This is a genomic window from Comamonas sp. MYb69, from assembly GCF_037479315.1.
In the GTDB taxonomy this organism is placed as follows: Bacteria; Pseudomonadota; Gammaproteobacteria; order Burkholderiales; family Burkholderiaceae_C; genus Comamonas.
The window spans coordinates 62,189-87,277 of record NZ_JBBGZG010000015.1 but is presented as its reverse complement, the minus strand read 5'-3'; the positions used below and the strand labels follow the sequence as shown (position 1 = coordinate 87,277).

At 64.9% G+C, this 25,089-nt stretch carries 19 protein-coding genes; 8 read left to right on the top strand and 11 right to left on the bottom strand.

Annotated features, from left to right (window positions below; genetic code table 11):
- The first annotated feature begins 30 nt into the window (after nt 1–30).
- On the top strand, nt 31–1,431 hold the full coding sequence (gene pmbA / locus WH303_RS19260; protein ID WP_339520464.1) for a metalloprotease PmbA: 1,401 nt from the start codon (nt 31–33) through the stop codon (nt 1,429–1,431).
- 122 nt (nt 1,432–1,553) lie between these two features.
- Nucleotides 1,554–2,261 carry a riboflavin synthase subunit alpha gene (locus tag WH303_RS19255; RefSeq protein WP_339520462.1) on the top strand — a complete coding sequence of 236 codons (708 nt, stop codon included), beginning with the start codon at nt 1,554–1,556 and terminating at the stop codon, nt 2,259–2,261.
- A gap of 15 nt (nt 2,262–2,276) precedes the next feature.
- Here the strand turns inward: WH303_RS19255 and tam are convergent, their stop codons facing one another.
- On the bottom strand, nt 2,277–3,038 hold the full coding sequence (tam, locus tag WH303_RS19250) for a trans-aconitate 2-methyltransferase (protein ID WP_339520460.1): 762 nt from the start codon (nt 3,036–3,038) through the stop codon (nt 2,277–2,279).
- Nucleotides 3,039–3,151: 113 nt separating this feature from the next.
- On the opposite strand from tam, the gene WH303_RS19245 reads away from it, so the two are divergent.
- The 4 genes from WH303_RS19245 to WH303_RS19230 all read left to right on the top strand — a co-directional run bounded on the left by WH303_RS19245 (nt 3,152) and on the right by WH303_RS19230 (nt 7,279).
- Nucleotides 3,152–4,066: a LysR family transcriptional regulator gene (locus WH303_RS19245; RefSeq protein WP_339520458.1), complete on the top strand. Its 915-nt coding sequence runs from the start codon at nt 3,152–3,154 to the stop codon at nt 4,064–4,066.
- A gap of 1 nt (nt 4,067) precedes the next feature.
- Nucleotides 4,068–4,973, top strand: a complete 906-nt coding sequence (locus WH303_RS19240; protein ID WP_339520456.1) for a LysR substrate-binding domain-containing protein — start codon at nt 4,068–4,070, stop codon at nt 4,971–4,973.
- Nucleotides 4,974–5,072: 99 nt separating this feature from the next.
- Nucleotides 5,073–6,260 carry an alpha-hydroxy acid oxidase gene (locus WH303_RS19235; protein ID WP_339520454.1) on the top strand — a complete coding sequence of 396 codons (1,188 nt, stop codon included), beginning with the start codon at nt 5,073–5,075 and terminating at the stop codon, nt 6,258–6,260.
- A gap of 35 nt (nt 6,261–6,295) precedes the next feature.
- The gene (locus WH303_RS19230; protein WP_339520453.1) at nt 6,296–7,279 is read left to right on the top strand and encodes a tripartite tricarboxylate transporter substrate binding protein; all 984 of its coding nucleotides are present in this window, start codon (nt 6,296–6,298) and stop codon (nt 7,277–7,279) included.
- Nucleotides 7,280–7,292: 13 nt separating this feature from the next.
- On the opposite strand, the gene WH303_RS19225 is transcribed toward WH303_RS19230, so the two are convergent.
- From WH303_RS19225 to WH303_RS19215, 3 genes are all read right to left on the bottom strand, one after another.
- Nucleotides 7,293–8,576, bottom strand: coding sequence for an MFS transporter (locus WH303_RS19225; RefSeq protein WP_339520451.1), 1,284 nt, complete (start codon nt 8,574–8,576; stop codon nt 7,293–7,295).
- A 140-nt stretch (nt 8,577–8,716) separates the two neighbouring features.
- Complete coding sequence (locus WH303_RS19220; RefSeq protein WP_339520450.1) at nt 8,717–9,988, bottom strand: PQQ-dependent sugar dehydrogenase; 1,272 nt, start codon at nt 9,986–9,988, stop codon at nt 8,717–8,719.
- A complete protein-coding gene (locus WH303_RS19215; RefSeq protein ID WP_339520448.1) occupies nt 9,969–11,051 on the bottom strand; it encodes a tartrate dehydrogenase in 1,083 nt (360 codons plus the stop codon). Before WH303_RS19215 ends, WH303_RS19220 begins: the two co-directional genes overlap by 20 nt.
- A 128-nt stretch (nt 11,052–11,179) precedes the next feature.
- Between WH303_RS19215 and WH303_RS19210 the strand changes: the two genes are divergently transcribed.
- On the top strand, nt 11,180–12,175 hold the full coding sequence (locus WH303_RS19210) for a DMT family transporter (protein ID WP_339520447.1): 996 nt from the start codon (nt 11,180–11,182) through the stop codon (nt 12,173–12,175).
- 23 nt (nt 12,176–12,198) lie between these two features.
- Here WH303_RS19210 and WH303_RS19205 read toward each other — a convergent pair whose 3' ends face one another.
- The 4 genes from WH303_RS19205 to WH303_RS19190 form a co-directional block, all read right to left on the bottom strand.
- Entirely contained in the window at nt 12,199–13,746 is a 1,548-nt protein-coding gene (locus WH303_RS19205) for a hypothetical protein (RefSeq protein WP_339520446.1), read from the bottom strand.
- Nucleotides 13,747–13,944: 198 nt separating this feature from the next.
- The gene (locus WH303_RS19200) at nt 13,945–14,679 is read right to left on the bottom strand and encodes an SIMPL domain-containing protein (protein WP_339520445.1); all 735 of its coding nucleotides are present in this window, start codon (nt 14,677–14,679) and stop codon (nt 13,945–13,947) included.
- 272 nt (nt 14,680–14,951) lie between these two features.
- Nucleotides 14,952–16,187 carry a CaiB/BaiF CoA transferase family protein gene (locus WH303_RS19195; RefSeq protein ID WP_339520443.1) on the bottom strand — a complete coding sequence of 412 codons (1,236 nt, stop codon included), beginning with the start codon at nt 16,185–16,187 and terminating at the stop codon, nt 14,952–14,954.
- 249 nt (nt 16,188–16,436) lie between these two features.
- Nucleotides 16,437–18,755, bottom strand: coding sequence for a PKD domain-containing protein (locus WH303_RS19190; protein ID WP_339520441.1), 2,319 nt, complete (start codon nt 18,753–18,755; stop codon nt 16,437–16,439).
- Between the two features lie 657 nt (nt 18,756–19,412).
- Here WH303_RS19190 and WH303_RS19185 point away from each other — a divergent pair.
- Nucleotides 19,413–22,664, top strand: coding sequence for a hypothetical protein (locus tag WH303_RS19185; RefSeq protein ID WP_339520440.1), 3,252 nt, complete (start codon nt 19,413–19,415; stop codon nt 22,662–22,664).
- Nucleotides 22,665–22,768: 104 nt separating this feature from the next.
- Here WH303_RS19185 and WH303_RS19180 read toward each other — a convergent pair whose 3' ends face one another.
- The 3 genes from WH303_RS19180 to WH303_RS19170 form a co-directional block, all read right to left on the bottom strand.
- Nucleotides 22,769–23,215 (bottom strand): GatB/YqeY domain-containing protein, encoded by a 447-nt coding sequence (locus WH303_RS19180; RefSeq protein ID WP_021027649.1) that lies wholly within the window; start codon nt 23,213–23,215, stop codon nt 22,769–22,771.
- 151 nt (nt 23,216–23,366) lie between these two features.
- Nucleotides 23,367–23,579 (bottom strand): 30S ribosomal protein S21, encoded by a 213-nt coding sequence (rpsU, locus tag WH303_RS19175; protein WP_007833691.1) that lies wholly within the window; start codon nt 23,577–23,579, stop codon nt 23,367–23,369.
- A gap of 231 nt (nt 23,580–23,810) precedes the next feature.
- Nucleotides 23,811–25,058 carry an NAD(P)/FAD-dependent oxidoreductase gene (locus tag WH303_RS19170; protein WP_339520437.1) on the bottom strand — a complete coding sequence of 416 codons (1,248 nt, stop codon included), beginning with the start codon at nt 25,056–25,058 and terminating at the stop codon, nt 23,811–23,813.
- Nucleotides 25,059–25,089 lie beyond the last annotated feature (31 nt).

Sequence of the window (25,089 nt, the reverse complement as noted above, 5' to 3'; positions counted from 1 at the left end):
ATGGCGGTTATCAGTATCATAGCGGGCAGTATGAATAAAACCGTATCCAGCTCTAACAGCCAAGGCGATGCCAAGGCTGAGTCCGGCTTCAGCTACAGCCGCGCATTTTTCAAAGATCTCGTCGAGCAGGCGCTCTCGCATGCCAAAAAACTGGGGGCCAGCGACGCCGGGGCCGATGCCTCCGAAGGCTCCGGTCTGTCGGTGAGTGTGCGCAAAGGCGAGCTGGAGACGGTGGAGCGCAACCGGGACAAATCACTGGGGGTGACGGTCTATCTGGGCAAACGCCGTGGCAACGCCAGCACGTCTGATTTCTCTGCCCAAGCAGTGCAGCGCACCGTGCAGGCGGCCTATGACATTGCACGCTTCACCGCCGAGGACCCTATCGCAGGTCTGCCCGACGCAGCCGACATTGTGCCAGCAGCCGAGCACCGTGCGCTCGAGCTATTCCATCCTTGGGCCATTGACAGCGAGGCGGCGGCCCAATTGGCGCTGCAATGCGAGGCAGCAGCCTTTGCCACCGACAAGCGCATCACCAACAGCGAAGGCGCCGGTGTGTCGGCCCAGCAAAGCCATTTCTACAGCGCCCATACCAATGGTTTTGCCGGCGGCTATGCCAGCTCGCGCCACAGCCTGTCGGTCGCGCCGATTGCCGGCAAGGGGGCCGACATGCAGCGCGATGCCTGGTACAGCAGCATGCGCCGTGCGGGCGATCTGGCCGATCCGGCCGTCGTGGGCCGCTACGCTGCCGAGCGCGCACTCTCGCGTCTGGGCGCGCGCAAGATTGCCACCACCGAATGCCCGGTGCTGTTCGATGCACCGCTGGCTGCTGGCCTCGTGGGCTCGCTGGTGCAGGCCATCAGCGGCGGCGCGCTCTACCGCCGCAGTTCCTTCTTGCTGCATTCGCTGGGCAAGAAGGTGTTCCCCAAGCATATCCAGCTGATCGAAGATCCGTTCATCATCGGCGGCAAGGGCAGCGCGCCTTATGACGACGAAGGCGTGCGCGTGGCCAAGCGCTCGGTGATCGAGGACGGCAAGGTGGCCGGCTATTTCCTGTCCACCTATTCGGCCCGCAAGCTGAGCATGCGCACCACCGGCAACGCCGGCGGCGCCCACAACCTGCATTTCTACTCGACCAAGACGCGCCCTTCGGACGACCTCAATGCCATGCTGCAAAAGCTGGGCACGGGCCTCTTTGTGATCGAGCTGATGGGCCAGGGCGTGAACCCGGTCACCGGCGATTACTCGCGCGGCGCCAGTGGTTTCTGGGTCGAAAACGGCCAGATCGCCTTCCCGGTCGAAGAGATCACGATTGCCGGCAACCTCAAGGATATGTTCAAGGGCATCGAGGCCGTGGGCGCCGACGAGTACAACGCCGGCTCCAAGACCCTGGGCAGTATCTTGGTCAACCGCATGAAGGTGGCAGGGTCCTGATCCCGCGCCGTTCAATAGCTTCCAGCCCGCTCAGAGCCATCCAATCCAGGGGCGGCGGGCGGGTTTTGTTTTTTTTGAGTGAGCAGCTGGCCAAGGCTGGCCAGTGCCGTAAGGAGTGGGCTGTGTTTACCGGCATTATTCAGGCAGTGGCGCGCATCAGCGCGATCGACGACCAACCGGGGCTGCGGAGCTTTACCGTGGCCTTCCCCGAGGGCTTTTGCGAAGACCTGGCGATAGGAGCAAGTGTCTCGCACGACGGCGTGTGCCTCACGGTGACCGAGCTGCTGGACGCCAGCCATGCCCGCTTTGATGTGATGCAGCAAAGCCTGAACATCACCACCCTGGGCGCGCTGGAGCTGGGCTCGCCAGTGAATGTGGAGCGCGCTGCCAAGGATGGCGCCGAGATTGGCGGCCACCCGCTGTCGGGCCATGTGGACTTTACCGGCACGCTGGCGCAGGTGCGCCAGTTCGACAACAACCATGTGATGCGCGTGGCGGTACCCGAGGCCTTTCGCCGCTATGTGTTTGCCAAGGGCTATATCGCCATCAATGGCGCCAGCCTGACCGTCGCCGAGGTGAACCGCCAGGAAGGCTGGTTCGAGGTCTGGCTGATTCCCGAGACCTTGCGCATGACCGTCTTTGGCGACAAGCGCGCCGGCGACCGCCTGAACATCGAGATCGAGCGCAGCACCCAGGTCGTCGTCGACACCGTGCGCGAAGCGGTGGATGAGAGCCTGGGCCAACTCAAGCCCCTGCTCGAAGCGCTGTTGCGCGAGAAGGGCTTGAGCCTGGATGACCTGGTCACGCCGCCGCAGTTGCCCAAGGCTTGATGCCCAAGGTCTAGATCAACGAGTGGCCACGATAAAGATCCGCGGGAAGGGCAGCAGCACCGTGCCGCTGGGCAGCGCCGGGTAGGCCTGGCGGATGGCGGCCAGGTAGTCGGCCAGGAACTGCGTCTTCTCCTGTGCATCGAGCTGCGCCAAAAATGGCCGCAGCGCCGAGCCCTTGAACCATTCCACCACCGCCTCGTGGTTGGCCAGCGGGTGCATATAGGTGGTGCGCCAGGCATCGACCCGGCGGCACAGCGGCTGCAGCAGTGCGTAGTACCAGTCCAGGCTGTGGCGGTCGGGGTGGCGCACCGCGCCGATGCGCGAGGCCCAGGGGCCTTGTGCGGCCACTTCGCGTGCCAGCACATGGGCGGGCTCTTGCAGGTTGTCGGGCGTCTGCACCGCCAGGCTGCCGCCGGCGTGCAGTTGCTGCAGCAGCTGTGGGTAGAGGCGGGCATGGTCAGGCAGCCACTGCAGGCTGGCATTGGCCAGGATCACATCCACGGCCGGCGCAGCCTGCCAGTTGCCAATATCGGCCAGCGCAAACGGCGTCTGCGGCAGGCGCTCGCGTGCAGCGCGCAGCATGTCTTCGTCATTGTCCAGGCCGGTCACAGTGGCACTGGGGTAGCGGGCTTGCAGCACCTCGGTGGAGTTGCCGGGGCCGCAGCCCAGGTCGATTGCGGTCTGCACCTCGGTGTTCGGAATGGCAGCCACCAGATCGCGCACGGGACGGGTGCGTTCGGCTTCAAACTGGCTGTATTGCTGGGCGGACCAGGTCATGGGGTTCTCCTTGTGTGGTGTTGGGCACTGTAGTGCGCTTTACCCATGCTGACAAATACGCTATAAAAACCTTATCCATACTTTTGAGGTATTGCTGGATGGAGCTGAGACATTTGAAGGCCTTAGTCTGCATTGCCGAATGTGGCAACCTGACCCGGGCTGCGCAGCAGCTGGGTATGCAGCAGCCGCCGCTGACGCGCTTGCTGCAGCAGCTGGAGGCGGAGATGGGCACGCCGTTGATGGAGCGCCTGCCCAGGGGCATGCGGCCCACCGCCGCTGGCCTGGCGCTGGTGCAGGAGGCGCGCATGGTGCTGGCCCGGGTGGAGGCCATGGCCGGCCTGGTGCAGGATGCCGCCCAGGGCGGGCGCGGCCATGTGGCCATTGGCTTTACCAGCTCGGCCGCACTCCACCCCTTGGTGGCGCAGGTGCTGCGGGCCTTTCGGGCCCAGTGGCCGCGCGTGAAGGTCACCCTGGAGGAGGCGGGCTCGGGCGAGCTGCTCGAGGCCCTGCTGGCGCAGCGCCTGCATGCCGCGCTGGTGCGCTCGGCCTGGGAGGCGCAGCCCAGCCTCAGCAGCCGCCTTTTGCTCAGTGAGCCGATGGTGGTGGCCGGGCCGGCCGGGCATGCGCTGATGCAGTCCAAACGCGCCTTGCCGCTGGCGCAGTTGCGGGGCCAGCCGCTGGTGCTGTACAAGCGGCCTGCGGGCCCGGGCCTGCACGATGGCATTGTGGCCGCTTGTGTGGGCGCGGGCTTTCATCCGCAGGTGGTGCAAGAGGCCCCGCGCCTGACTGCGACCCTGAGCCTGGTGGCCGCAGGCCTGGGGCTGAGCATTGTGCCGGCCTCGCTGCAGCAGCTGCGCGGCGACGGTCTGGCCTACCGGCGGCTGAGTGCTGCGCCCGGTCTGGTGGCGCCGCTGATTCTGGTCAGCCAGCGCCGCCCAGAAGCCCAGGCCCGTGTGCTGCTCCAGCACCTGGGCAGCATTCTGGACCAGCAACTGGCCCAGCAGCGCGCACGCAAGGGAGTGGCCTGATATGCAAAAACGCGTCATGCCGTCGATGATGGCGCTGCAGTGCTTTGAGGCCGTGGCCCGCCACATGAGCTTTACCTTGGCGGCCCAGGATTTGTGTCTGACCCAGAGCGCGATCAGCAAGCAGATTGCGCAGCTGGAAGCCACCGTCTGCCAGGCGCTGTTCCACCGCTCGGCGCGCGGGCTGGCACTGACCCCGGCCGGCCGCATGTACCTGGGCGAGGTGCGCAGCATCTTGAACCAGGTCGATGCCTCGGCCCGCTATGTGATGGGCTATGGCGAGGCGGACGAAACCCTGACGATTGCGGTACAGCCCACCTTTGGCATCACCTGGCTGATTCCGCGCCTGCGGCAATTCATGCAGGCCTACCCGCATATCCAGGTCGTCACCAAGGGCGATGCCCGCCCTTTTGACCTGATGCAGGCGCGCATCGACATCTCACTGTTCTATGGCGAAGGCAGCCTGCCGGGTGCGGACTGCCACCGCTTGTTCGAGGCCGATGTGGCAGTCGTTTGTGCGCCAGAGATTCTGCCGGTTAATGGCCTGGCGTCGCTCGCTGAGCTGGAGCAGTTGCCGCTGGTCCAGTGCTCCTTTCGGCCCGAGATCTGGCGCGACTGGTTTGGTAGCCAGGGCTTTGTGCCGGTCGATGCCTACCGGGGCCCGCGCTTTGACACTTTCTCGATGTGCCTGCAGGCCGCGCAAGAAGGCATTGGCTTGGCCATCATGCCGCGCATGTTTGCCGAGCAGGCGCTGGCCCGGGGCAGCCTGGTGCAGCCCTGGCCCTTTGTGCAGCCCAGCGACGGCGCCTACTATGTGGCGCATGCCAGCTACTGCGCGGCCTTGCCCAAGATCCGCCATTTTGTCGACTGGGTGCTGGCGCAGGCGCATGCCAGCGCGCCCACTGCATGAAATTTTGGAATAGCCCGATCATTTAATTTCGTTTGCACAGCAGCCCGGCCTTGCGAACAATGCGTGGTTCAACAAGAACAACGACGGAGACTGCGCACCATGGCCGCGCTGCACCACTACCTCTCGATTGCCGATCTGGAACGCGCTGCCCGCCGGCGCTTGCCCGCCTGTGTGCGCGGCTATGTCTGCGGCGGCACGGAAGACGGCGTATCGCTGCAGCAAAGCCTGCAGGCCTTCTCGCGCCTGGGCTTTGTGCCGCGTGGCCTGCGCCATGTGGCCCGGCGCAGCACGGCCACCACCTTGTGGGGCCAGACCTATTCGCTGCCGATGGGCTTTGCGCCCACCGGCTTTGCTGCCATCGTGATGAAGGACTGCGATGCCGCGCTGGCCAAGGTGGCGCAGGCGCAGGCACTGCCCTTCATCATCAGCGGTGCGTCGACCGTGCCGTTGGAGCAGCTGCAAAGCGCCCATGGCCAGCGCTGCTGGTACCAGGCCTACCTGCCGGGCAATATGGCGCGCATCCTGCCGCTGCTGCAGCGCCTCGAAAGAGCCCAGGTGCCCGTGTTGGTGGTCACCATCGACACCTGCGTGGGCGCCAACCGCGAGAACCTGCAGCGCCTGCGCTTTACCGTGCCGTTTCGCCCCAGCTGGACCTTGTTGCTCGACGGAATGCGCCACCCGCGCTGGAGCTGCGATGTGTTCCTGCGCACGGTCCTGAGCCAGGGCGTGCCCCGCTTTGCCAACCTGGCCCATGAGGCGGGGCCGGCCATCACCGCCGACCCGCCCAACGGCTTTCGGGGCGAGCGCGACCAGCTCGACTGGGACTGCATAGACCAGATACGCGCTGCCTGGAAGGGCAAGCTGGTGCTCAAGGGTGTCATGCACCCGGAGGACGCGAGGCTCGCCGTGGCGCATGGCGCCGATGCGGTCATCGTCTCGACCCATGGCGGGCGCCAGCTCGATGCCTGCATCTCCCCCTTGCAGGCGCTGCCCGAGATTCGGCAGGCCGTGCCTGCCGGCTATCCGGTGTTCATCGACGGCGGCTTTCGCCGGGGCAGCGATGTGCTCAAGGCCATCGCGCTGGGCGCTGACCTGGTCTTTACCGGCCGGCCCCAGCTGTTTGGCGCGGCAGTCGCTGGCGAGGCGGGCATTGCGCACGCGGTGCAGCTGTTCCGCCAGGAGCTGATGACCAACCTGGCGCTGCTGGGCGTCAACCGCCCGCAGGAGCTGACAGCGGACTATTTGCGCATCCAGGGCGACTTTTCGCTGCCCTCCAGTCAGCGCTAAAGCGCTGCACCTATTTGCAATCAAGGAGACAAAAAATGATGACACTGAGAAAGGCCGCGCTGGCCCTGGCCGCCGCATGGGCGCTGTTGCCCGCCGCACAGGCCCAAGGCACGGGCTACCCCAGCAAGCCCGTCAAACTGGTCGTGGGCTATGCGCCCGGCGGTGCCACCGATATTGGCGCGCGGCTGATGGCTGACGCGCTGGGCAAGGACCTGGGCCAGTCCTTTATCGTCGAAAACCGCCCAGGCGCCAACAGCAATATCGGTGCCGAATATGTGGTGCGTGCGCCAGCCGATGGCTATACCTTGTTTGTGGGATCCATCTCCACGGCGATCAACCAGGGCCTCTACACCAAGCTGGGCTTTGATGCCGGCAAGGACCTGGTGCCTGTGGCCCAGCTCAATGTGGTGCCCAATATTCTGGCCGTGAGCGCCAAGCTGCCGGTCAACTCGGTGGCCGAGTACATTGCCTATGGCAAGCAGCACCCGGACAAGCTGACCTGCGCGTCTCCCGGCAGTGGCTCGTCGGCCCATCTGGGCTGCGAGCTGTTCAAGCTCAAGACGGGGACCAGCATCTTGCATGTGCCCTACCGGGGCAGCGGCCCGGCCGTGTCGGATCTGCTGGGCGGGCAGGTGGATTCGATGATGGACAACCTGCCACCGCTGCTCGCGCAGATCCGCGCCGGCAAGCTCAAGGGCCTGGCGGTGACGACCGCTGAGCGCGTGGATTTCGCCTCGGATATTCCGACCGTCGCCGAGTCCGGCGTGCCCGGCTTTGAGGTTGCCGCCTGGTTTGGTGTGTTTGCGCCCGCCGGTACACCGGCCCAGGTGGTGGAGACCGTCAACAAGGCCATCAACCGCGCACTGAACGCCAACCCCGATGTGCGGGCCAAGTACCAGAGCAATGGCTTTATGCTGCCGCCCGCGCCCAATTCACCGGCCAGCTTTCAGCGCTTCTTCCACAGCGAGATCAAGCGCTGGGGCGACGTGGCGCAGGCCACCAAGCTGAAGATCGACTGAGGCCGATACAGCCTTAACGCGCGTTGGCTGCCAGCCGCGTGGGCAGCAGCAGCGACACGCCAGCGGCCAGCATCAGCAGCGCAGCAGCTGCGCCAAAGGCAATCCAGTGGGTGCCGAACTGCTCATAGGCCCAGCCGCCCAGCCAGCTGCTGATCATCGCGCCAATCTGGTGGCCCAGGTAGGCGCAGCCGTAGAGCATGCCCACCAGCTTGATGCCGTAGAGATCGCCCAGAATGGCCGAAGACGCGGCAATCGAGCCGGCCCAGACAATGCCGCCCAGGGCGGCCACGGCATAGAGCTGCCAGTGGTGGATGACGGCCACCAAGCCGACAAAGCCCAGGCCCCGCACCAGGTAGATGACGGCCAGGATATAGCGGCGCGGCACCATGTCCGACAGCTTGCCCAGGCCCAGGGTGCTGAAGATGGCGACCAGGCCAATGAGGCCAATGCCGCCGGCACTGCTGCCGGCATCAAAGCCATGGTCCATCAGCATGGGCACGCCATGCGTGCCCAGCAGGTTCATGCTGAAGCCGCAGGCAAACAGGCCCAGAAAGATCTGCCAGAAAGGTGCAGTGGCCACGGCCTGCGCAAAGCCCAAGGTGGGTGCGGCGGGCTGGCCGGCCATCGCGCGCAGGCGCTCCTGGCGTGCTGCCTGCTCGGCCGGGGTCAGGTCGGTGTGCTCGGGTGCGTCATCGCGCACAATCCATAGCGCCATCGCGCTGACGATCAGCGCAAACACCAGCGCAAAGCCCAGCAGGGTGTGCTGCCAGCCCCAGCGCGCAATCGTGAAGGTGAAGACCGGCGTCATCACCGCAATACCAGCCATCGAGCCGGTGGACAGAAAGAACAGCGCCATGCCGCGCTGGCGCGTGAACCAGCTGCTGATCATCGGTGTGACTGCGACCGGGCTGGTGAAGGCCAGGCCCAGCGACAGCGCCACGCCGTAGGACCAGAAGAACAGCCAGGGCGTGCGGGCGTTAACCGCCCAGATGCAGGACAGCACCACGATGACGGTGCCCAGCAGCAGCACCCGCCGCGTGCCCTGGCGCGCCACGAGCCAGCCGGCCAGCGGCATGCCCAGGCCGTAGCACAGCATGCCAAAGGCGACGATGGACGACAGCAGGCTGCGGCTGAACCCCAGGTCCTGCGACAGCGGCACGATAAAGGGGCCGATCCCCATGCGCATGCCCACGGTGAGCAAGGTGAGGATGGTGGAGGCGGCGACGATCACCCAGCCGAAATAGAGGCCGGACGGTGGGGTGGGGCCTGGAGGCAGGGAGGTATTGAGCGCTGTCATGTCGCGGGGGCCGCGAGGCGCTCGTCAAAAGGCCTGCGCAACAAGGATGTAGTAGGGCCGATGATAGGCCGAGGCGCAGGAGAGGCAAGCGGGGCGTGCGGCTGGATGTCGCGCTGGCGGCAGGCGGGCCAGCGCGCGGGTCAGCGCTGTGCGGCGAGGGCGCCTGCCGTATCGGGCAGCAGCATCAGCAAGGTGCGGTTGTAGTCTTCCACCACCATCAGCTGGCCGGCATGGTTCAGTGCCAGGCCCGTGGGGCGGCCCAGTGGCCGGGTCTTGCCATCGGCCGTCCAGTGGCCCAGCCATTCGATCGGCTTGCCGCCGGGTTTGCCGTCCTTCTGGCGCGCAAAGCCCACGACGCGGTGGCCTTGCGGGCCATGCCAGGCGGCCAGCAACTGGCCTTGGAAGGGGCTGGCCTGCGTGGTGGCCAGCAGGTGCAGCGGGGCGGTATGGGCGGGCCAGCGCATATGCGGCGCCTGGGTGGTGGTGCAGCGCGCGCGTTGCTCGTAGCCGCGCGCCGGGCGCTGAGCGCCTATGCAGTAAGGCCAGCCATAGTCGGCCCCTTCCAGCAGCTCGTTGAGCTCTTCGGGCGGCTCGTTCCTGTCGCGGTAGTCGATGTTGTTCTCCGCCTGCCAGAGGCTGCCTTGGGCGGGGCCATCGGGCAAGGTGGCCAGGGCCACGGAATTGCGCAGGCCCAGCGCAAAGGGCGCGAACTGTTGCACCGCTGCTTGTCCTTGCAGCGCAGGGCTGCGCAATACCGCACGCCATACCGCGCCACGGAACTGCATCGCCCCGCGCTCGGGGCAGGGATGGGGCAGGGTGCCTTGCGCGTCCTGGCAACGGTCCGTGAGCGAGCCGATGTTGACGTAAAGGCTGCCATCGGGCCCGAACGTAATTTCCTTGAGCGGGTGGGCGCCATCATCGGGCAGCTGGTCCAGCACCGTTTGCGCCTGGATCGGTTGGCCGGCGGCCGGCACCGGCGTGCGCCAGATGCGGCCGGCCTCGCCGATATAGATCTGGGCATCGGGCCCGCGTACCAAGGCCAGGGGCCGGTCCAGCTTGTCGGCCAACACCTGGACCTGGGGGCGCTGGGTAGCGGCGGCCGAAGGCGCAGGCAGGCGCAGCTCCAGCAGCCGGCCCTGGCGCGGCATCCAGCTGCCCATGTCGATGATCCACAGGCGCCCGGGGCTGATCTCCAGCACCCGGCGCGGTGCGCGCAGGCCGTCGCGCTCATCAGCGACCAGGGCCACGCAGCTGCCAGCCGGGCTGCCGATGCTGACTTTTTCATAGCCGCCGCAGCGACCCTGGGGTGTGTAGCCCCGGGCTTGCGCCAGCGGCGCCCAGGCCAGCAGGGCGCTGGCCAGCGCAGCGAGCGCCGCCTGGGCTGGCAGGCGTTCAGGCCAGCACTTGTGCAATCGCCTTGCCCACGTCCGGGGTCTTGGCCTGACCGCCCAGGTCGGGCGTGCGCGGGCCGCTCAGAATGGTCTGGCTGATCGCATCGACGATGGCGTCATGCGCGCTGCGCCAGGCGCCCTGGCCGTTGCCCAGGAAGTCGAGCATCAGCGCCACCGACCAGATCATCGCGATCGGGTTGGCAATGTTCTGGCCGTAGATGTCGGGCGCTGAGCCATGCACGGGCTCGAACAGCGAGGGGAAGTTGCGCTCGGGGTTCAGGTTGGCCGAGGGCGCCAGGCCAATGGTGCCGGTGGTGGCCGGGCCCAGGTCGCTCAGGATGTCGCCAAACAGGTTGGTGGCGGCGACCACATCGAAGCGGCCGGGCTGCAGCACAAAGCGGGCGGTCAGGATGTCGATGTGCTGCTTGTCCAGCACCACGTCAGGGTAGTTTTTGGCCATGGCTTCGGCACATTTGTCCCACCAAGGCATGCTGATTGCAATGCCGTTGGACTTGGTGGCCAGGGTCACATGCTTTTTGCTGCGGCTTTGGGCCAGGTCAAAGGCGAACTTGAGCAGGCGGTCAGCGCCCTTGCGGGTGAACACGGCCTCTTGCAGCACCATTTCGCGGTCCGTGCCTTCGAACATGATGCCGCCCAGCGCGGTGTACTCGCCCTCGGTGTTTTCGCGCACCACGTAGTAGTCGATATCGCCCGGCTTGCGGCCGGCCAGCGGGCAGGGCACGCCGTCAAACAGGCGCACCGGGCGCAGGTTGATGTACTGGTCGAACTCGCGGCGGAACTTGAGCAGCGAGCCCCAGAGCGAGACATGGTCGGGCACGGTGGCGGGCCAGCCGACAGCGCCGAACAGGATCGCGTCAAAGCCTTGCAGCTGCGCTTTCCAGTCATCGGGCATCATCTGGCCGTGGGCGGCAAAGTAGTCGCAATGCGCCCAGTCAAAATGCTGCATCTCCAGCGGCAGGTCAAAGCGCTTGGCGGCGGCCTCCAGCACGCGGATGCCTTCGGGCATCACTTCCTTGCCAATGCCGTCGCCCGCCAATACCGCGATACGTAGTTTCTTGCTCATGCTGGTCCTGAATGTCTGGTCAAAAGGTGGTGGTGGCCGCCCGGGCGACTGGCAGCGCTCGCAAAGGCCATCGCTGGGCTCTACAATCGCTCGTCCTTGCACCTGGGTGCCGGGGCTGGGGTGTCTGGATGGGCATCCTAGCGCTGTTGGAGCAGCTGCGCAGCATGGTGCGAGACAGCTTGCACCGCTGGCGCCCCATTTTGCCGCCTGCCGTGTCGCCTTTTCCTTTTCCCCCTGAATCCCTGGCCGTCTTGGCCGCCGCCTGCTGGGCGCTGGCCGCGCTGTTCTCCGCCCCGGTGGCGCGCAAGATGGGCGCCTTTGCCTTTACCCGCTGGCGCATGGTGTTTGCCACCGTGATGCTGGGCGGCTGGGCCACCTTGGCAGGCACCTGGGACAGCCTGAACCTGGCACTGGCGGGCGTGCTGGTGCTGTCGGGCTTTATCGGCATCTTCATTGGCGACACGGTGCTGTTTGCCTGCATGAACCGGCTGGGACCGCGCCGCTCGGGCATTTTGTTTGCCACCCATTCGATGATGTCGGCCGTGCTGGCGGCGCTCTTTTTGGGCGAGCGTATGGGCGCAGTGGCCATGCTGGGCTGCGCGCTGGTGCTGAGTGGCGTGATGTGCGCCATTGCCTTTGGCAAGCGCGCGGGCAGCGAATCGAGCCTGGAGGCCACACGCGGCCGGCTGGCCGTGGGCGTGGGTCTGGGGCTGGTATCCGCCTTGGGCCAGGCGCTGGGCACCTTGGTGGTCAAGCCGGTGATGGACCCCGATGTGGACCCGGTGGCTGCATCGGCCGTGCGCATGGCGGCCGGCTTCGGCTTTCATGCGCTGCTGCTGCTCGTGGGCTGGAAGCCGGCACGCCTGACCGCGGTGATGGCGCCGCGCGACTGGCAATTGCTGGCGGGCAGCGCCTTTTTGTCGATGGCCATGGGCATGACCTTGATCCTCGCCGCCCTCAAGTACGGCAGCGCCGGGCTGGTGGGCATGCTGTCCTCCGTCTCGCCCATCCTGCTGCTGCCACTATTGTGGTGGAAGACCAGGGTGCCGCCCACCTTGGGCGCCATGGCCGGCGCGCTGCTGACCGTGGCCGGCGTGGTGCTGATCCTGGCGCGGCGGCACTGACCGAAGCGCCCCGCGCGCCTGCGCTAGAAGGACGTACCCAGACCCAGCTTCATGCCCCGGCGGTCCATCGTGCGCAGCGCCAGCAAGGAGTTTTTCTGCGTGCTGCTGTCATCGGGCAGCACATCGCTGCGCGCCAGCTCACCGGCCTGCAAGGCCTTGCCCGATCCCGTATCGGTCTGCAGCACAAAGCGGTAGTCCTTGAGGTAGACACTGCCCCGGCCGGAGATCGTGAAGGTTTCCACACAGCGCACCTGGGCAGTGGCAGGGTTCAGAAAACTGCAGCGCACGCCTCCGCCAGCGGTGGTGGCGGCAGTGCCATCGACCTGGGTCAGCGCTACATGGGCGGTTTCCTTGTTCGTCGTGTCGTGGAAAGTCCAGTTGCCCAGCAGGCTGGCAGGGTCTGGCGCGACCGGCGCGAATTGGAAGCGCTCAATGGCCACCGCCCCCTCGCCCGGAAAGCGGATATGGCCGCGTGTGGGCGAGCTGAAATCCAGAAACACATCCCCGGCCGTGGCGGCTTCGGTGCCACTGAGCGCACCGCTGCCAAAGTAGCGGCCGCCCTGGTAGCTCTTGAGCGGGGCGCTGGCCTGGCCGCTGGCAAAGGCGCCGACACCCAGGTGGAAGCTGGCGTTGCCATCGGCCTGGTAGTTGTAGACCTGCATGACCAGGGTGCCGGTCTGCACATCGATGGCCATGCCGCGCCCGGGCTGGCCATTTTTCTCGCCCGTCACGATCCAGGTGCCGCTGGCGGGGACGGGCGTGGTTTCGCTGAACACCAGCGAGTCATAGCCATCCGGGCTGAGCATGCGCTGGCCCACCAACTGGAAGCTGCTGCCGTTCAGCTGCGCCGTGCCGCTCAGCTGCTGCAGCGCCGTCTGGAACTGCAACCTGACGCTGGGCGTGGCACTGCCATTGCTGCAGTTAAAACCTTGCAAGGTGGCGCTGTAGCTGCAGGAGATCGGAAGCTGGGTGCCATTGGGCAGCGCCATCACCATTGCGGGGCCGGTGCTGGTGTCTACGCCGCTGAGCGCAATGGCCGAGTACACCGCCTTGCCGCTGCTGTCTTGCATGGACATGAGCCAGTATGCGGAGGGCAGCGCAGAAGCCGGTGTGTTGTCAAACCGAAAGCGCTGTATGGCTACCGTGGGCTCGCCGGGAAAGCGCAGTTGGGCCTGCGTGGCGCTGGTGAATTCGATGCGCACTTCGCCGGCATCGCCATCCTCCACGCCCGACAGCGGCCCGCTGCCGAAATAGCGCCCGCCCCGGTAGCTTTTGAGCGGGGCTGCGACCTGGTTGCCATCGATATTGCCGACGGCCAGGTGGAAGGTGGCCGTGCCATTGGCCCGGTAGTTGTAGACCTGCATGACCAGCACGCCATCTTGCACATCGATGGCCATGCCCCGGCCGGGCCTGCCATCTTGCTCGGCGCTGACGATCCAGGTGCCCGGTAGCGGTGTGAAATCGCTGGCAGCCTGCGCTGGCGGATTGGCCGCCAAGGCGATCGTGCCGGCCAGCACCGCAGATCGAAACAGGGGGCTGCGCTGCAGCCAAGGGCGAACAGTACGGGACATGCTTCACTCCTGCTAGCCGGGATGGCTATGGCGCCCATATTGCTACAAATGTTTACGCCTGGTGGGAGTGGTTGATGGTGGTAAGTGGTTAATCACTTTTTGTGAGGGGATGCAAAAAAGCCAGGTGATGCGCGGCATTACCTGGCTCCGGGGGCTAAGCGCTGATGGGCGGGCCCCACCAAGCTCAGCCAGCGCGGTTTACTTGATCAAACGCACCGCACCCGACATGCTGACCGACACCGTGGTGTAGCCTGGCTCCAGGCCCACGGGGGCGCTGCTGTCTTCCATCTTGCTCATCATGGCCACACCCCGGCCCATGCGAGGCATCGGCTGGCTGGTGCCACTTTGGTTCAGGTGGATGGTGTCGTACTCGTACTGCGCATAGCCCATGGCATTGGCGGTGACCTTGGCCTTGGCGTTGAAGTTCTTGACCGCCTCGGCGATCAGCTGGTCCTGCGCCTTGTTGCGTGCAGCATCGGACAGGCGAAAGCCCGAGCCGGTCAGGCGGGCCTTGTCCATCAGCGCAGCCATCGTCTGGCCCAGCACGGCCGTGTCGGTGGACTCGAGCTGCACATTGAACTGGGTGCGCCAGCTGGTGACCTTGCCATCCTTGTTGTAGACGGGGCTGGTGAACAGGTTCTCGGTCGTGACCTGCAGGGTCTGGGACTTCTTGGCGGTGGCCAGCACATCGGCCAGCGCGGTCTTGCCCAGCTGCTGGGCCTGGGCCTGGTCCTTGGATTCCTTCTCGACGCTGAACTGGGCCCAGGCCGTGTCTTCCGGCACGCGGGTGGTCGCTTCGGCATCCAGGTTCAGGCTGGGGCGTTTGTCTGCGTTGGCAGCGGCGGGAGCGGGGTTCTGGGCCATGGCGGTGGAAGCTACAAAAGGGGTGGCGGCGATCAAGGCGGCGGTTGCCAGCATGCGCATTTTTTTCATCGGATTCTCCTTGTTCAAAACAGTCGCGGAGGACATACCGCCAAAAGGCGGGTGCCCAGGTCACCGGGCTTGGAGTGCGAGCTGGACTGCAAGTTTCAACAGCGCCCACAAGCCGCATCGGATGGCCTAGCTTATCCCCAAGTGCCCCCGGTGCCCCAGGTGCCGCGACAAAGAGCCACAGCGTAGGCGGCGGCAGGCCAGAGCCTTGTAGGACAGGCTGCCGCAATCGTCCGGGTTCATCGATATTCACATTTGGCGGGAGGCGCTGGCGCCTAGCCGGCAATCGCCTGGCTGTCCCGCAACGCGGCAATGCTGTCATCGCCATAGCCCAGGCTGCGCAGCAGCTCCTGCGTGTGCTGGCCCAGCTGCGGCGGGTCCATGCGCACGCCCAGGCGCTCACCGGCCATGCGCAGCGGCAGCAAGGTGGTGGGGGCCGTCTGCCCCGCGCGTTCGCCATCGCTCAGGCGCACGGGGGCCAGGCCGCCGCTGGCCAGCAGGTGTGGGTCGTCCAGCAGCTCTTCGGGCTTGCTGATCGGGGCATAGGGCAGGCCGTTGGCCTCAAAGACCTGGCCAATGTGCGCGGCGCTCATTGCTGCAAAGCGCTGGCGCAGCTCGGGCAGCAGTTGGGGGCGCAGGCGCACCCGGTCGTTGTTGCTGCAGTAGCCGGGGTTGGCCAGCAGATCGCCCCAGCCAAAGGCACTGCACATGGTGGTCCACTGCGCATCGCTCACGGCGGCCAGAAAGATCTGGGCGCCATCCTGCACGGTGAACACGTCATACACCGACCAGGCCGAGATGCGGTTGGGCATGGGCTCGGCCGCCTCGCCCGTCACGGCAAACTGCATCATGTGCTGGCCGACCAGGAACACATTGTTCTCGAACAGCGCCGAGTCGATCTCCTGGCCCCGGCCGGTTTGCGCCCGCTGCATCAGCGCGGCCATCGCACCAATGGCTCCGAACATGCCGCCCATGATGTCGTTGACGCTGGTGCCTGCGCGCAGCGGGTCGCCGGGGCGCCCAGTCATATAGGCCAGACCGCCCATCATCTGCACCACCTCGTCGAGCGCGGTGCGGTGCTCGTAGGGCCCGGGCAGAAAGCCGCTGTGGTTCACATAGATGAGGCGCGGGTTGAGTTGCGACAGCGCGCGGTAGTCGAGCCCATACTTGCGCATCACGCCGGGCTTGAAGTTCTGCACCACGATGTCGGCCGTGCTGGCCAGGCGGATTGCCGCTTCCAGCCCTGAGGCCTGGCGCAGGTCGATGGCCACGCTTTTCTTGTTGCGGTTGAACATCGGGAAAAAGCCCGCTCCCGCGCCCAGCAGGTGGCGGGTGCGGTCGCCCTCGACCGGCTCCACCTTGATGACCTCGGCCCCCAGATCGGCGAGCACCAGGCCACAGGTCGGGCCCATCACCATATGGCTGAATTCGACCACACGCAGGCCGGCGAGTGGCAGGTTTGAGGTGGTGGCAGAGGTGGTGGAGGGAGGGGAATCGTCGGTGTGGTGCATGGCTCAGAAAGGCAGATTGCGTCCGCGGGCAGGGGGATCAGCGCAGGGCTTGGCGTGTCTCGCAGCGGGTGCAGCAAGTGGGGAAAGAGGTGTATGCCGTATGTAGCACAACCGCTTGAGTCCAGGCACCATGGCCTGTCTCAGTTGCGAAGATGCGGTGCAAAAAAAGCCCTCTGCCGCAGGGGCAGAAGGCTTGATGGTGTTGGGCATGCCAGTGTCAGCGCGTCATGCATGCCTCAGCTTCAGACCTCAATTGGTCTTGAAAGTGCTGGTGTAGTTGAAGGATTGACCCGTTTCCTTGATGGTGAAGCTGAAACTCAGATTCACGCTTTTGCCACTGGTGTAGGCGCTGCGCAGCCCGAAGGACACAGGCTTGTCGGAGGAGATCACCTGGCCTTCGCTCAGACCTTCAAAGGACGCCTTGACGTTGGAGCCTGCGGTCAGATTGGTGGCCTTGAGGTTGGCAATGGTGTAGTTCGCGCCATTGACCTGCAGCTTGTACTGGGCAATCTTGTAGGTGGCGTCGCAGGCGCCGACGCATGCCACATTGGCACTGATTTCCGACGAGCCTGTGTAAGGCCAGCTCAGCGCTTGACCGGAGGCAGAAGAATCGTCGTCAAGCAGCAGACGGATGCCGTCCTTGGCGATGGCGGTCACAGTGACCTTGGCCGCGTCACTGTCCTTGCTTCCATCATTGACGACGAGCGTGATCACATAGCTGCCAGCCTTGTCGGCGACAAAGCTGGGGTTGATGGTGTCAGCAGAGGTCAGCTGCGCCACGCTCCCTGCAGGGGCAGAGTTCAAAGTCCACTTGTAGGTCAGGCGCTTGCCGGCTGCAGCTTTACCGCTGCCTTCAAGTGTGACGGTGCTGCCTTCCACGGTGCTGGTTACCGCGCCAATTTGGGCGGTAGGTGCTGCTGCCTCACCGTTGCCAGGGTTGCTGCCTTGGTCGTCCACGGGGTAGAGCGGGCCGCCTTGCACCAGATTGCCCTGGCCATCAGCGATGCGGATGGCGGTCAGCTCGGGCGTGCTGTCGGGCAGCGAGCCGCCGTCTCCCAGGATGGCGCGCGCAGCACCGTAGTAGCCTGAACCCAGACGGATTCGCTGCTGGTCTGACGTGAGGGTCTTGGGTTCGCAAACAAAGCGCTGATCCAGCCAGTAGGACACCGTGCAGGTGTAGCCTGCAACCTTGTCTTCCACGACGCCGCTGGCGGTTTTCGTCAGGTGCAGAATGCGGTGCTTGACAGCACCACCATGTGGCACCAATGCCCAGGTTCCGACGAGGCTTTCGACACGGTCCTGGTTGATACCGAAGTAGAAGCGCTTGAAGCTGACAGGGTCTTCCTTGGGGAAATGAACCAAGCCGGTCGCGGTTGTGTTGAAAGTGACCTGCGCTGGTCCAAAATAAACGTCTTCCACACCATCTTGCGCCGGACCGCCCAGGTAGCGCCCGCCCTTGTACTTCATCACGGGAATGGCTGGCAAGGTGGGATTGACGGCGCTGGGGCTGTGGATGGCCATGCCGATATGGAACGTGGCATTGCCTTTTTCGTCATAGTTGTAGATCGGCATGAACAGCAAGTGCTTGGCGCCGACCACCTTTTGCAGATCCAGGGAGATTCCGCGGCCTGCCTTGCCGGTGACTTCGCTGCTGACAATCCAGGTACCCGCCTCGGGCAGTGAATTGCGGCGGAAGTAGGCGGTCGTGACTACCTTGCTCTGCGCCATAGCGTAGGAGGTCTGCTCCACACGCGCGCCGATCACCTTGGTGTCGTTGCCGTCCAGGGTCAGCGTACCCTGCAGGTCATCGATGCTGCGTTGCATGACCAGGCTGATAGGCTTACGCACGGAAGTGCCGGAGCTGGTGTCGATTTGCTCGCCAACGCAGCTGAACTCCAGGTTCGAGCCCAGGTACTCGCATTCCATGAATCCATGCACCTTGGGGCTGCCCACGTCCAGGGTATGCACCGTGAATTTGCTGCTCGACTTGTAGGGCCAGCCAGCAGCCATGTCCGGGCTCATGGCCATTTGCGAGCCTACACCGGTGTCTGCAAAGAAGGTGGTAGTGGGATTGCCATCGGCATCCATCGCCACCATGGCCCAGCGCTCGACGAAGGCGGGGTCGGACCACTGGTCCTCTGGCGTGCCTTCGTAGTTGAAGCGGTGCATCAACTTGGCCTCTTCACCCGGGAACTGAATCATCGCGGTGGTGCGGCTGGTGAATTCGATTTTCACATTGCCGGCGTCTTCAGCTTCAACGCCATCCCGACGTCCACCGCCAAAATAAGGCCCGTCCTTGTACTTTTTGAGTGGGGTGTCTACCTTGTTGTCCACCACCGGGCCTGTTGCCATGTGGAACGTGGCGCTGCCATCCTTGTTGTAGTTGTACAGCTGCATCAGGAAGATGCCATCCTGGACATCAATGCCCATGCCGCGGCCGGGCTTGCCGCCCAATTCGTCGGCAATGATCCAGTTTCCGTTTTGTGGCGCAATCGTGTTGGCTGCCCAACCTGCGGAGACGGCGCAAGATATCAGCGCAGCTGTAATGCTTTTGGAGATCAGTCGCATGGGTGTATTCATAGGAAGTGAAACAAGGCAGTCGGCACCGACCGCATAGCTGCGTGTCATGGAAGCCTGCAGCCAACCGGGCATTGTAAAAGCACGATGGCAAGACCAAGGATTTTGCAGGGAATCGTTACCAATTTCTGCATTTGAAGGTCAGTGCTCACAGGGCCAGAAGCTTGCTGGCTCGCTGGGTTCGATGTCAGTTTCCTCGGGTCCGGCATCCATCCTGTGGGACTGAACGCGGCTCGCTAAAGGCTCTCAAGGGCCGGGCGCCTTGCCCATACACCGCAGCCTTGCTGGTGTATTGGGTAATGAAATAAAATGATACAAAAATAACTTATTGAAATTTATTGATTTCAGTCAAGGTTGGGCGTAGGTCAAATTTCAGTCATTGTTAACCAAAGTGAATACATGGAATCGAAGGCTGGGTTTTGATAATTGATTAAGTTAATATATTTTTCTCAATTTCAACTGATGGACACGGGCCCTGAGGCTGCACAGGCTTCAGGGTCTTGGCATTTCGGTGCCGGTGTTTTCAACAAGAACGGTCAAGGTGTGATGGGTTCAGTGATGAGGTGGGCGCTGGGTGCGCGAGGGCTGCGTGGCCTGCTGGGGCTTTGCTTGGTGGTGGGGCAGGGCTTGGCGCATGCGGCTGACAATGTGACCGCCGTCTGGGGCAGCTTCAACGGCAACAGCTGGACGGCCAGTACCAGCAATGCCGCCACAGCGCCGGCAGCCAATGGGAACAACGATCTGCTGGCGTTCACGGCCGGGGGCGTGCGCTACTCGACCGGTGTCAATGACGCGGTGCTGACTGGGGCTTTTCAGCCGGCGGTCTTCCAGGCCTTTACGCCCAATCCCAGCTCGCTCCCCGCTGCGGGCGGCCTCAATGCCATTGCCCAAAGCGCCAGCTACGACATCTCCAAGACCCGGGCCTCCTACCTGTCGGATGGCGGGCATGGGCTCGATCTCAGCACCGCCTTGTTCAATATCCCGGCGAGCTCGCTGCGCTTCAGTGCGAGTGTGGGCAATCCCGAGTCCACGACGGACGCGGTGCCCGATGTGCTGGTGACCCAGGTGGGCCAGCCATCGAGCAAGACCGACACCTTTTATTTCATCGACGACACGGGTGCGGTCGTGGGGAACAGCATCAGCATCGCGCTCAGCAGCGTGCCCGTCGTCGCCCGGCAGAACTGGCAGTTCTGGAACCCCAACCACACCAAGTCCACGGTGGGCGATGGCAGCCGTGATCTGCGCATACGTGCTTACTATTTCGCCGACTTTGGCATCACGCCGCAGAACATGGGCCGGGTGGCTGGCTTTGTGCAGGCCTTGAGCGGCGACTCCGACATTGCCTTTGTCGCCTACAACCAGGAGGCCGTGAGCACCCCGGCGGCCTTGAGCGTGCAAAAGACCAATGAGGCTGCTGCCGTGACCGCAGGCGGCCGCACGGTCTACACCGTGACGATCAGCAACACCGGCGGCTCGCTGGCCAGCGATGTCTCCTGGCAGGATCTGCCCCAAGGCCTGCGCGTGCTGGGCATTGAGGCCGGTGTCGTGGGCGCGGGCAGCGATGCCGGTGTCTGCAATAGCAGCGGCTGCACGGGCCTGCGCCTGGCGCCTGGTGCATCGATCGCGTACCGCGTGGAGGCGGAGGTGACCGGCTTGGTGGGCGCGATGGCATCGAACACCGCCATTGTGAACGGCGCCAACTGCAGCAGCGGCAGCCCCGCCAGTTGCAGCAGCAGCGATGCGGATCTGATCGTGGCAGCCGACTCGGTCAGTGTGGTCAAGACCAATGGGGTGGACCGCCTGACCGTGGGTGGCGAGACCACCTACAGCGTGACCCTGAGCAACAGCGCAGCGACTGCGTTCTCGGGCCTGAGCTGGAGCGATGTGCCCAGCGGCCTGACGGTCAGTGGCATCCGCGCGGGCAGCGTGGGGGCCGGTAGTGTGGCGGGCACCTGCAGCACCACGGGCTGCACCGGCATCACCTTGGCAGCGGGCCAATCCATCGTCTACATCGTCAGCGCAAAAGTGAATGCTGCCGTAGCCGCAGGCGCCTCGGTCAGCAACAAGGCCGTGGTGCAAGGCGGCACCTGCACCAGCGAGCGGGTGAGCGGCTGCGCCAGCACCGATACCGACCTGGTGGTGACGGCGGCCAATATGGGCATCAGCAAGAGCAATGGTGTGGATGTACTGGCCCAGGGTGCCAGCACGGTCTACCAGGTGGTTGTGCACAACACCGGCGGCAGTGCAGCTGCGGGCCTGCGTTGGGCAGAGAGCCCGGTGGGCCTGGCTATTGAGCGCATCAGCGCCACGACGGTTGGCGCCAACAGCGAGGCGGGCCTGTGCACTGTCAGCGGCTGCTCGGATATCGCGGTCGCGGCTGGTGAATCGATTGTCTATGCGGTGCAGGCGACCGTCACCGGCGAGGTGGGCGTGGACAGCGCCCGCAACGTGGTGACCTTGAGTGGCGCGAGCTGCAGCGGCGGCAACAGCTGCAGTGCCGAAGACCGCGATGCCATCGTGCTGCCCGCCACTGTCAGCATCCGCAAGAGCAATGGTGTCGATACGCTGACCGAAGGCGCCAGCAGCAGCTATACCGTCACCATTACCAACAGCGGCGGCATGCCCGCTGCCGGCCTCGCCTGGCTGGACAGCCCCCAGGGCATGGAGATCGAGGCCATCACGCCGCTGGCGGCCGCAGTGCCCAGTGATGCCGGCAGCTGCAGCCTGCAGGCACCGATGGGCTGCAGCGGCATCACGGTTGCCGCCAACGCCAGCGTCAGCTACCAGGTGCGGGCGCGGGTCACGGCGCTGGTGGAGGGCCGTGCCGATGCCACGGTCAGCAATACGGCCACGCTGACGGGGGCGAACTGCACGGCAGCATCCCCCTGCACCGTGACGGATACCGACGCGCTGCGCAGCCCCGTGCATCTGACGCTGAGCAAAACGGCTGCGGCAACGGTGGAAGCGGGCCAGGCGCTGGACTACCAGTTCCGCATTGGCAACAGCGGCCAGACAGCCGTTGCCGCCGGGCAAACGCTGGTCGTGGCTGAGGCCCTGCCCGATGGCATGCGCCTGACGGGTGCCTCGCCCGGTGCCGGTGTGACATCGGTGGTCTGCAGTGGCGAGCCGCTGGTGTGCGAGGTGGTGCTGGATGCCGCGCTGGAGCAAGGCGGCCATGCTGCCTTTGGCTTGCATGCCATCGCGCCAGCGCAGGCCGGCAGCATCACCAACCATGCCGCCATCGATCCGCTGGGGGGCAGCGAGCCGCCGGTGCCGGGCGCTGCCTGCCTGCCTGCCGACAGCTGTGCCCAGGCGCGCACTGATGTGCTGGCCCCCGCCCATATCACGGTGCTCAAAAGCAATGGCGTGAGCCAGGTGCTGGAAGGCAGCAGCACGCGCTATGTGGTGACGCTGAGCAATGAAGGTGGCATGCCCGTAGAGCTGCAGTGGGACGATGTTCCCAGCGGCATGGTGGTGACTGAGATTGTTGCGACCGAGGTCGGGGCCCACAGCGCCGCTGGTGTCTGCAGCCCGTCGGGTTGCAGCGGCGTGACGCTGGCAGGTGGCGAAACCGTGCGCTATGCGGTACAGGCCCGGATCACGGCCACGGCACCTGCACATGTTCGCAATCTGGCCCGGGTGAGCGATGCGGCCCAGTGCAGCAGCAGCGCGCCTTGCAGCAGTGAGGACGAGGATGCGGTCTACAGCAACACCATCGATGTGGACCCACCTGCGCCCGATCCCACACCTGACCCGACTCCGGATCCAGACCCGACACCCTTGCCCGCGCCAGTAGCGGTACCCACGGTATCGCTGGCGGGGCTGCTGCTGATGTCGCTGCTGCTGGGCGGGGCCGCTGCGCTGGGCCTGCGCCGCATGCGCCAGCGCGGCCGCCACTGAGCGGCAAAGCGCCCACAAAAAAACCACTGCCGCTCGGTGCTGCAGTGGTTTTTTTGATGTTTGGCTTCCGGGCAGCCCCGTGCCCGGGGCCTGCCTCCCGGCGATCAGGGGGCCAGTGCGGCCTTCACGGCGGCAGAGACCTGGCCCATGTCCGCCTTGCCAGCCAGCTGGGTCTTGACGGCGCCCATGACCTTGCCCATGTCGCCAGGGCCCGAGGCACCCAGTTCCGCCACGATGGCCTGGACCGCAGCGGTCACTTCTTCGGCGGACATGCGCTCTGGCAGGTAGGCCTTGATGACCTCGATTTCCGACTTTTCCTTGTCGGCCAGGTCCTGGCGGCCGGCAGTTTCAAATGCGGCGATGCTGTCCTTGCGCTGCTTGATCATCTTGTCGACGATGGCGATCACCATCGCGTCATCGAGCTCGACGCGCTCATCGACTTCCTTTTGCTTCATCGCAGCTTGCAGCAAGCGGATGGTGCCCAGGCGTTCCGTGTCCTTGGCGCGCATCGCGTTCTTCATGTCTTCGGTGATTTGTGCTTTCAAGCTCATAACAGGCTCCTGTTGGCAGGCCGTCGACGCAAGCAGCGGTCTGCCTGAAAAATCTGGCGATGGCCAGAAAACAAAAAACCCGCGCCTGGCGTCCCGAGCGCGGGTGGTGTCACAGCCTGGGCAAATTGCGTCAGGCCTGTGAGAGCTGCGATCAGTACAGCTTCTTGGGCAGTTGCATGCTGCGAACGCGCTTGTAGTGGCGCTTGACGGCAGCAGCCTTCTTGCGCTTGCGCTCAGCAGTTGGCTTTTCGTAGAACTCGCGAGCGCGCAGGTCGGTCAGCAGGCCCAGCTTTTCGATGGTGCGCTTGAAGCGGCGCAGCGCAACGTCAAAGGGTTCGTTTTCTTTTACACGGATAGTCGTCATTAGCTAATGTTTCCATTGGTGCCAACAGCGGGTTTTGGGGAAGATCGCGCCCCAAAGCCTTGAATGGCGGTTTTGCCCTGTCATATTGACTAGTATTGGCAGACAGGGCTTTGCCAGCAAAGAGGGGCGATTATATCCGGCTTTTGATAGGAAAGCAAGAGGGTCACGGTTTGCAAGCGGGGAGCCAGACCTGCGCTGTTGCTCTCCTGCATCTCGCCCAGCGTCCTGCTGCTATTGGCTTTCTGCCATGCCCGCCGCGCAGGCGGCGGCACTCGCCCAGGCCCATTGAAAGTTGTAGCCGCCCAGCCAGCCGGTGATATCCACCACCTCGCCAATGCAGTAGAGGCCCGGCACTTTCTTGGCTTCCATCGTTTGCTGTGACAGCTCGCGCGTGTCCACACCGCCCACGGTGACCTCGGCCTTTTTATAGCCTTCGGTGCCGGTGGGGGTCAGCTCCCAGCGCGTCAGGCGCTCGGCCAGGCGCAGCAGCGCCTTGTCGCTGGCCTCGGCAATCGGGCGCTGCCAATCGGCATCCTGCGCCACCCAGGCATCGGCCAGGCGCGCGGGCACCAGGCTGGCCAGCTCATTGGCAATCAGCTTGCGCGAGCGTTGCTTGGCCTGCAGCAGCTGCTCGGCCACATCCACCTCGGGCACCAGGTTGATGTCGATGGAGGTGCCCGGTGTCCAGTAGCTCGAGATCTGCAGGATGGCCGGCCCCGACAGGCCCCGGTGCGTGAACAGCAGGTCTTCGTTGAACGTCATGCGGGTTTTCTTGCTGCCGGTGCCGATCACCACCGGCAAGGCCAGGCCCGCCAGCTGCGCGTAGGGTGCCCAGGCGCTGCCATCAAAGGTCATCGGCACCAGGCCTGGCACACGCGGCACGAGTGCCAGCCCAAACTGCTGGGCCAGGCGGTAGCCCAGGTCGGTGGCGCCAATCTTGGGGATGGACAGGCCGCCGGTGGCGATCACCAGGTGGCGGCAGTGCACCATGCCCTGGGCGGTATTGACCTGAAAGCGCTGGCCTTGCGCATCGGCATCCAGCGCCGCAACGGCGCTGACAGGGCAGGGCTGCCAGTGGGTCACGTCGCCCGCGCGGCACTCGGCCAGCAGCATCGCGATGATGTCTTCGGCCGAATGGTCGGCAAACAGCTGGCCCTTGTGCTTTTCGTGGTGGGCAATGCCGTGCTTGTCGACCAGCGCGACAAAATCGGCCGGCCCAAAGCGCGACAGTGCCGAGCGGCAGAACTGCGGGTTCTGGCCGACAAAGTGCTTATGGGGCTGGCGCACATCCAGATCGCGGTTGGTGAAGTTGCTGCGCCCGCCGCCCGAGATGCGGATCTTCTCTGCGACCTTGGCCGCATGGTCAATCAGCAGCACCTTGAGCCCGCGCTGGCCCGCCTGCGCCGCACAAAACAGGCCGGCAGCTCCTGCGCCAATGATGACGGTATCAAACAGGTGGGTGGGAGCGGGAGAAGGCATGCGGATCCGGAAGATGGCCAGGCCTCTCTAT

Bases quoted from the DNA above. Each gene is read 5' to 3' on its own strand.
- WH303_RS19170 (WP_339520437.1), bottom strand. From the start codon at position 25,058: ATGCCTTCTCCCGCTCCCACCCACCTGTTTGATACCGTCATCATTGGC.
- WH303_RS19215 (WP_339520448.1), bottom strand. From the start codon at position 11,051: ATGAGCAAGAAACTACGTATCGCGGTATTGGCGGGCGACGGCATTGGC.
- WH303_RS19190 (WP_339520441.1), bottom strand. From the start codon at position 18,755: ATGCGACTGATCTCCAAAAGCATTACAGCTGCGCTGATATCTTGCGCC.
- WH303_RS19240 (WP_339520456.1), top strand. From the start codon at position 4,068: ATGCAAAAACGCGTCATGCCGTCGATGATGGCGCTGCAGTGCTTTGAG.
- WH303_RS19210 (WP_339520447.1), top strand. From the start codon at position 11,180: ATGGGCATCCTAGCGCTGTTGGAGCAGCTGCGCAGCATGGTGCGAGAC.
- WH303_RS19225 (WP_339520451.1), bottom strand. From the start codon at position 8,576: ATGACAGCGCTCAATACCTCCCTGCCTCCAGGCCCCACCCCACCGTCC.
- WH303_RS19235 (WP_339520454.1), top strand. From the start codon at position 5,073: ATGGCCGCGCTGCACCACTACCTCTCGATTGCCGATCTGGAACGCGCT.
- WH303_RS19180 (WP_021027649.1), bottom strand. From the start codon at position 23,215: ATGAGCTTGAAAGCACAAATCACCGAAGACATGAAGAACGCGATGCGC.
- WH303_RS19195 (WP_339520443.1), bottom strand. From the start codon at position 16,187: ATGCACCACACCGACGATTCCCCTCCCTCCACCACCTCTGCCACCACC.
- pmbA (WP_339520464.1), top strand. From the start codon at position 31: ATGAATAAAACCGTATCCAGCTCTAACAGCCAAGGCGATGCCAAGGCT.
- WH303_RS19200 (WP_339520445.1), bottom strand. From the start codon at position 14,679: ATGAAAAAAATGCGCATGCTGGCAACCGCCGCCTTGATCGCCGCCACC.
- WH303_RS19205 (WP_339520446.1), bottom strand. From the start codon at position 13,746: ATGTCCCGTACTGTTCGCCCTTGGCTGCAGCGCAGCCCCCTGTTTCGA.
- tam (WP_339520460.1), bottom strand. From the start codon at position 3,038: ATGACCTGGTCCGCCCAGCAATACAGCCAGTTTGAAGCCGAACGCACC.
- rpsU (WP_007833691.1), bottom strand. From the start codon at position 23,579: ATGACGACTATCCGTGTAAAAGAAAACGAACCCTTTGACGTTGCGCTG.
- WH303_RS19230 (WP_339520453.1), top strand. From the start codon at position 6,296: ATGATGACACTGAGAAAGGCCGCGCTGGCCCTGGCCGCCGCATGGGCG.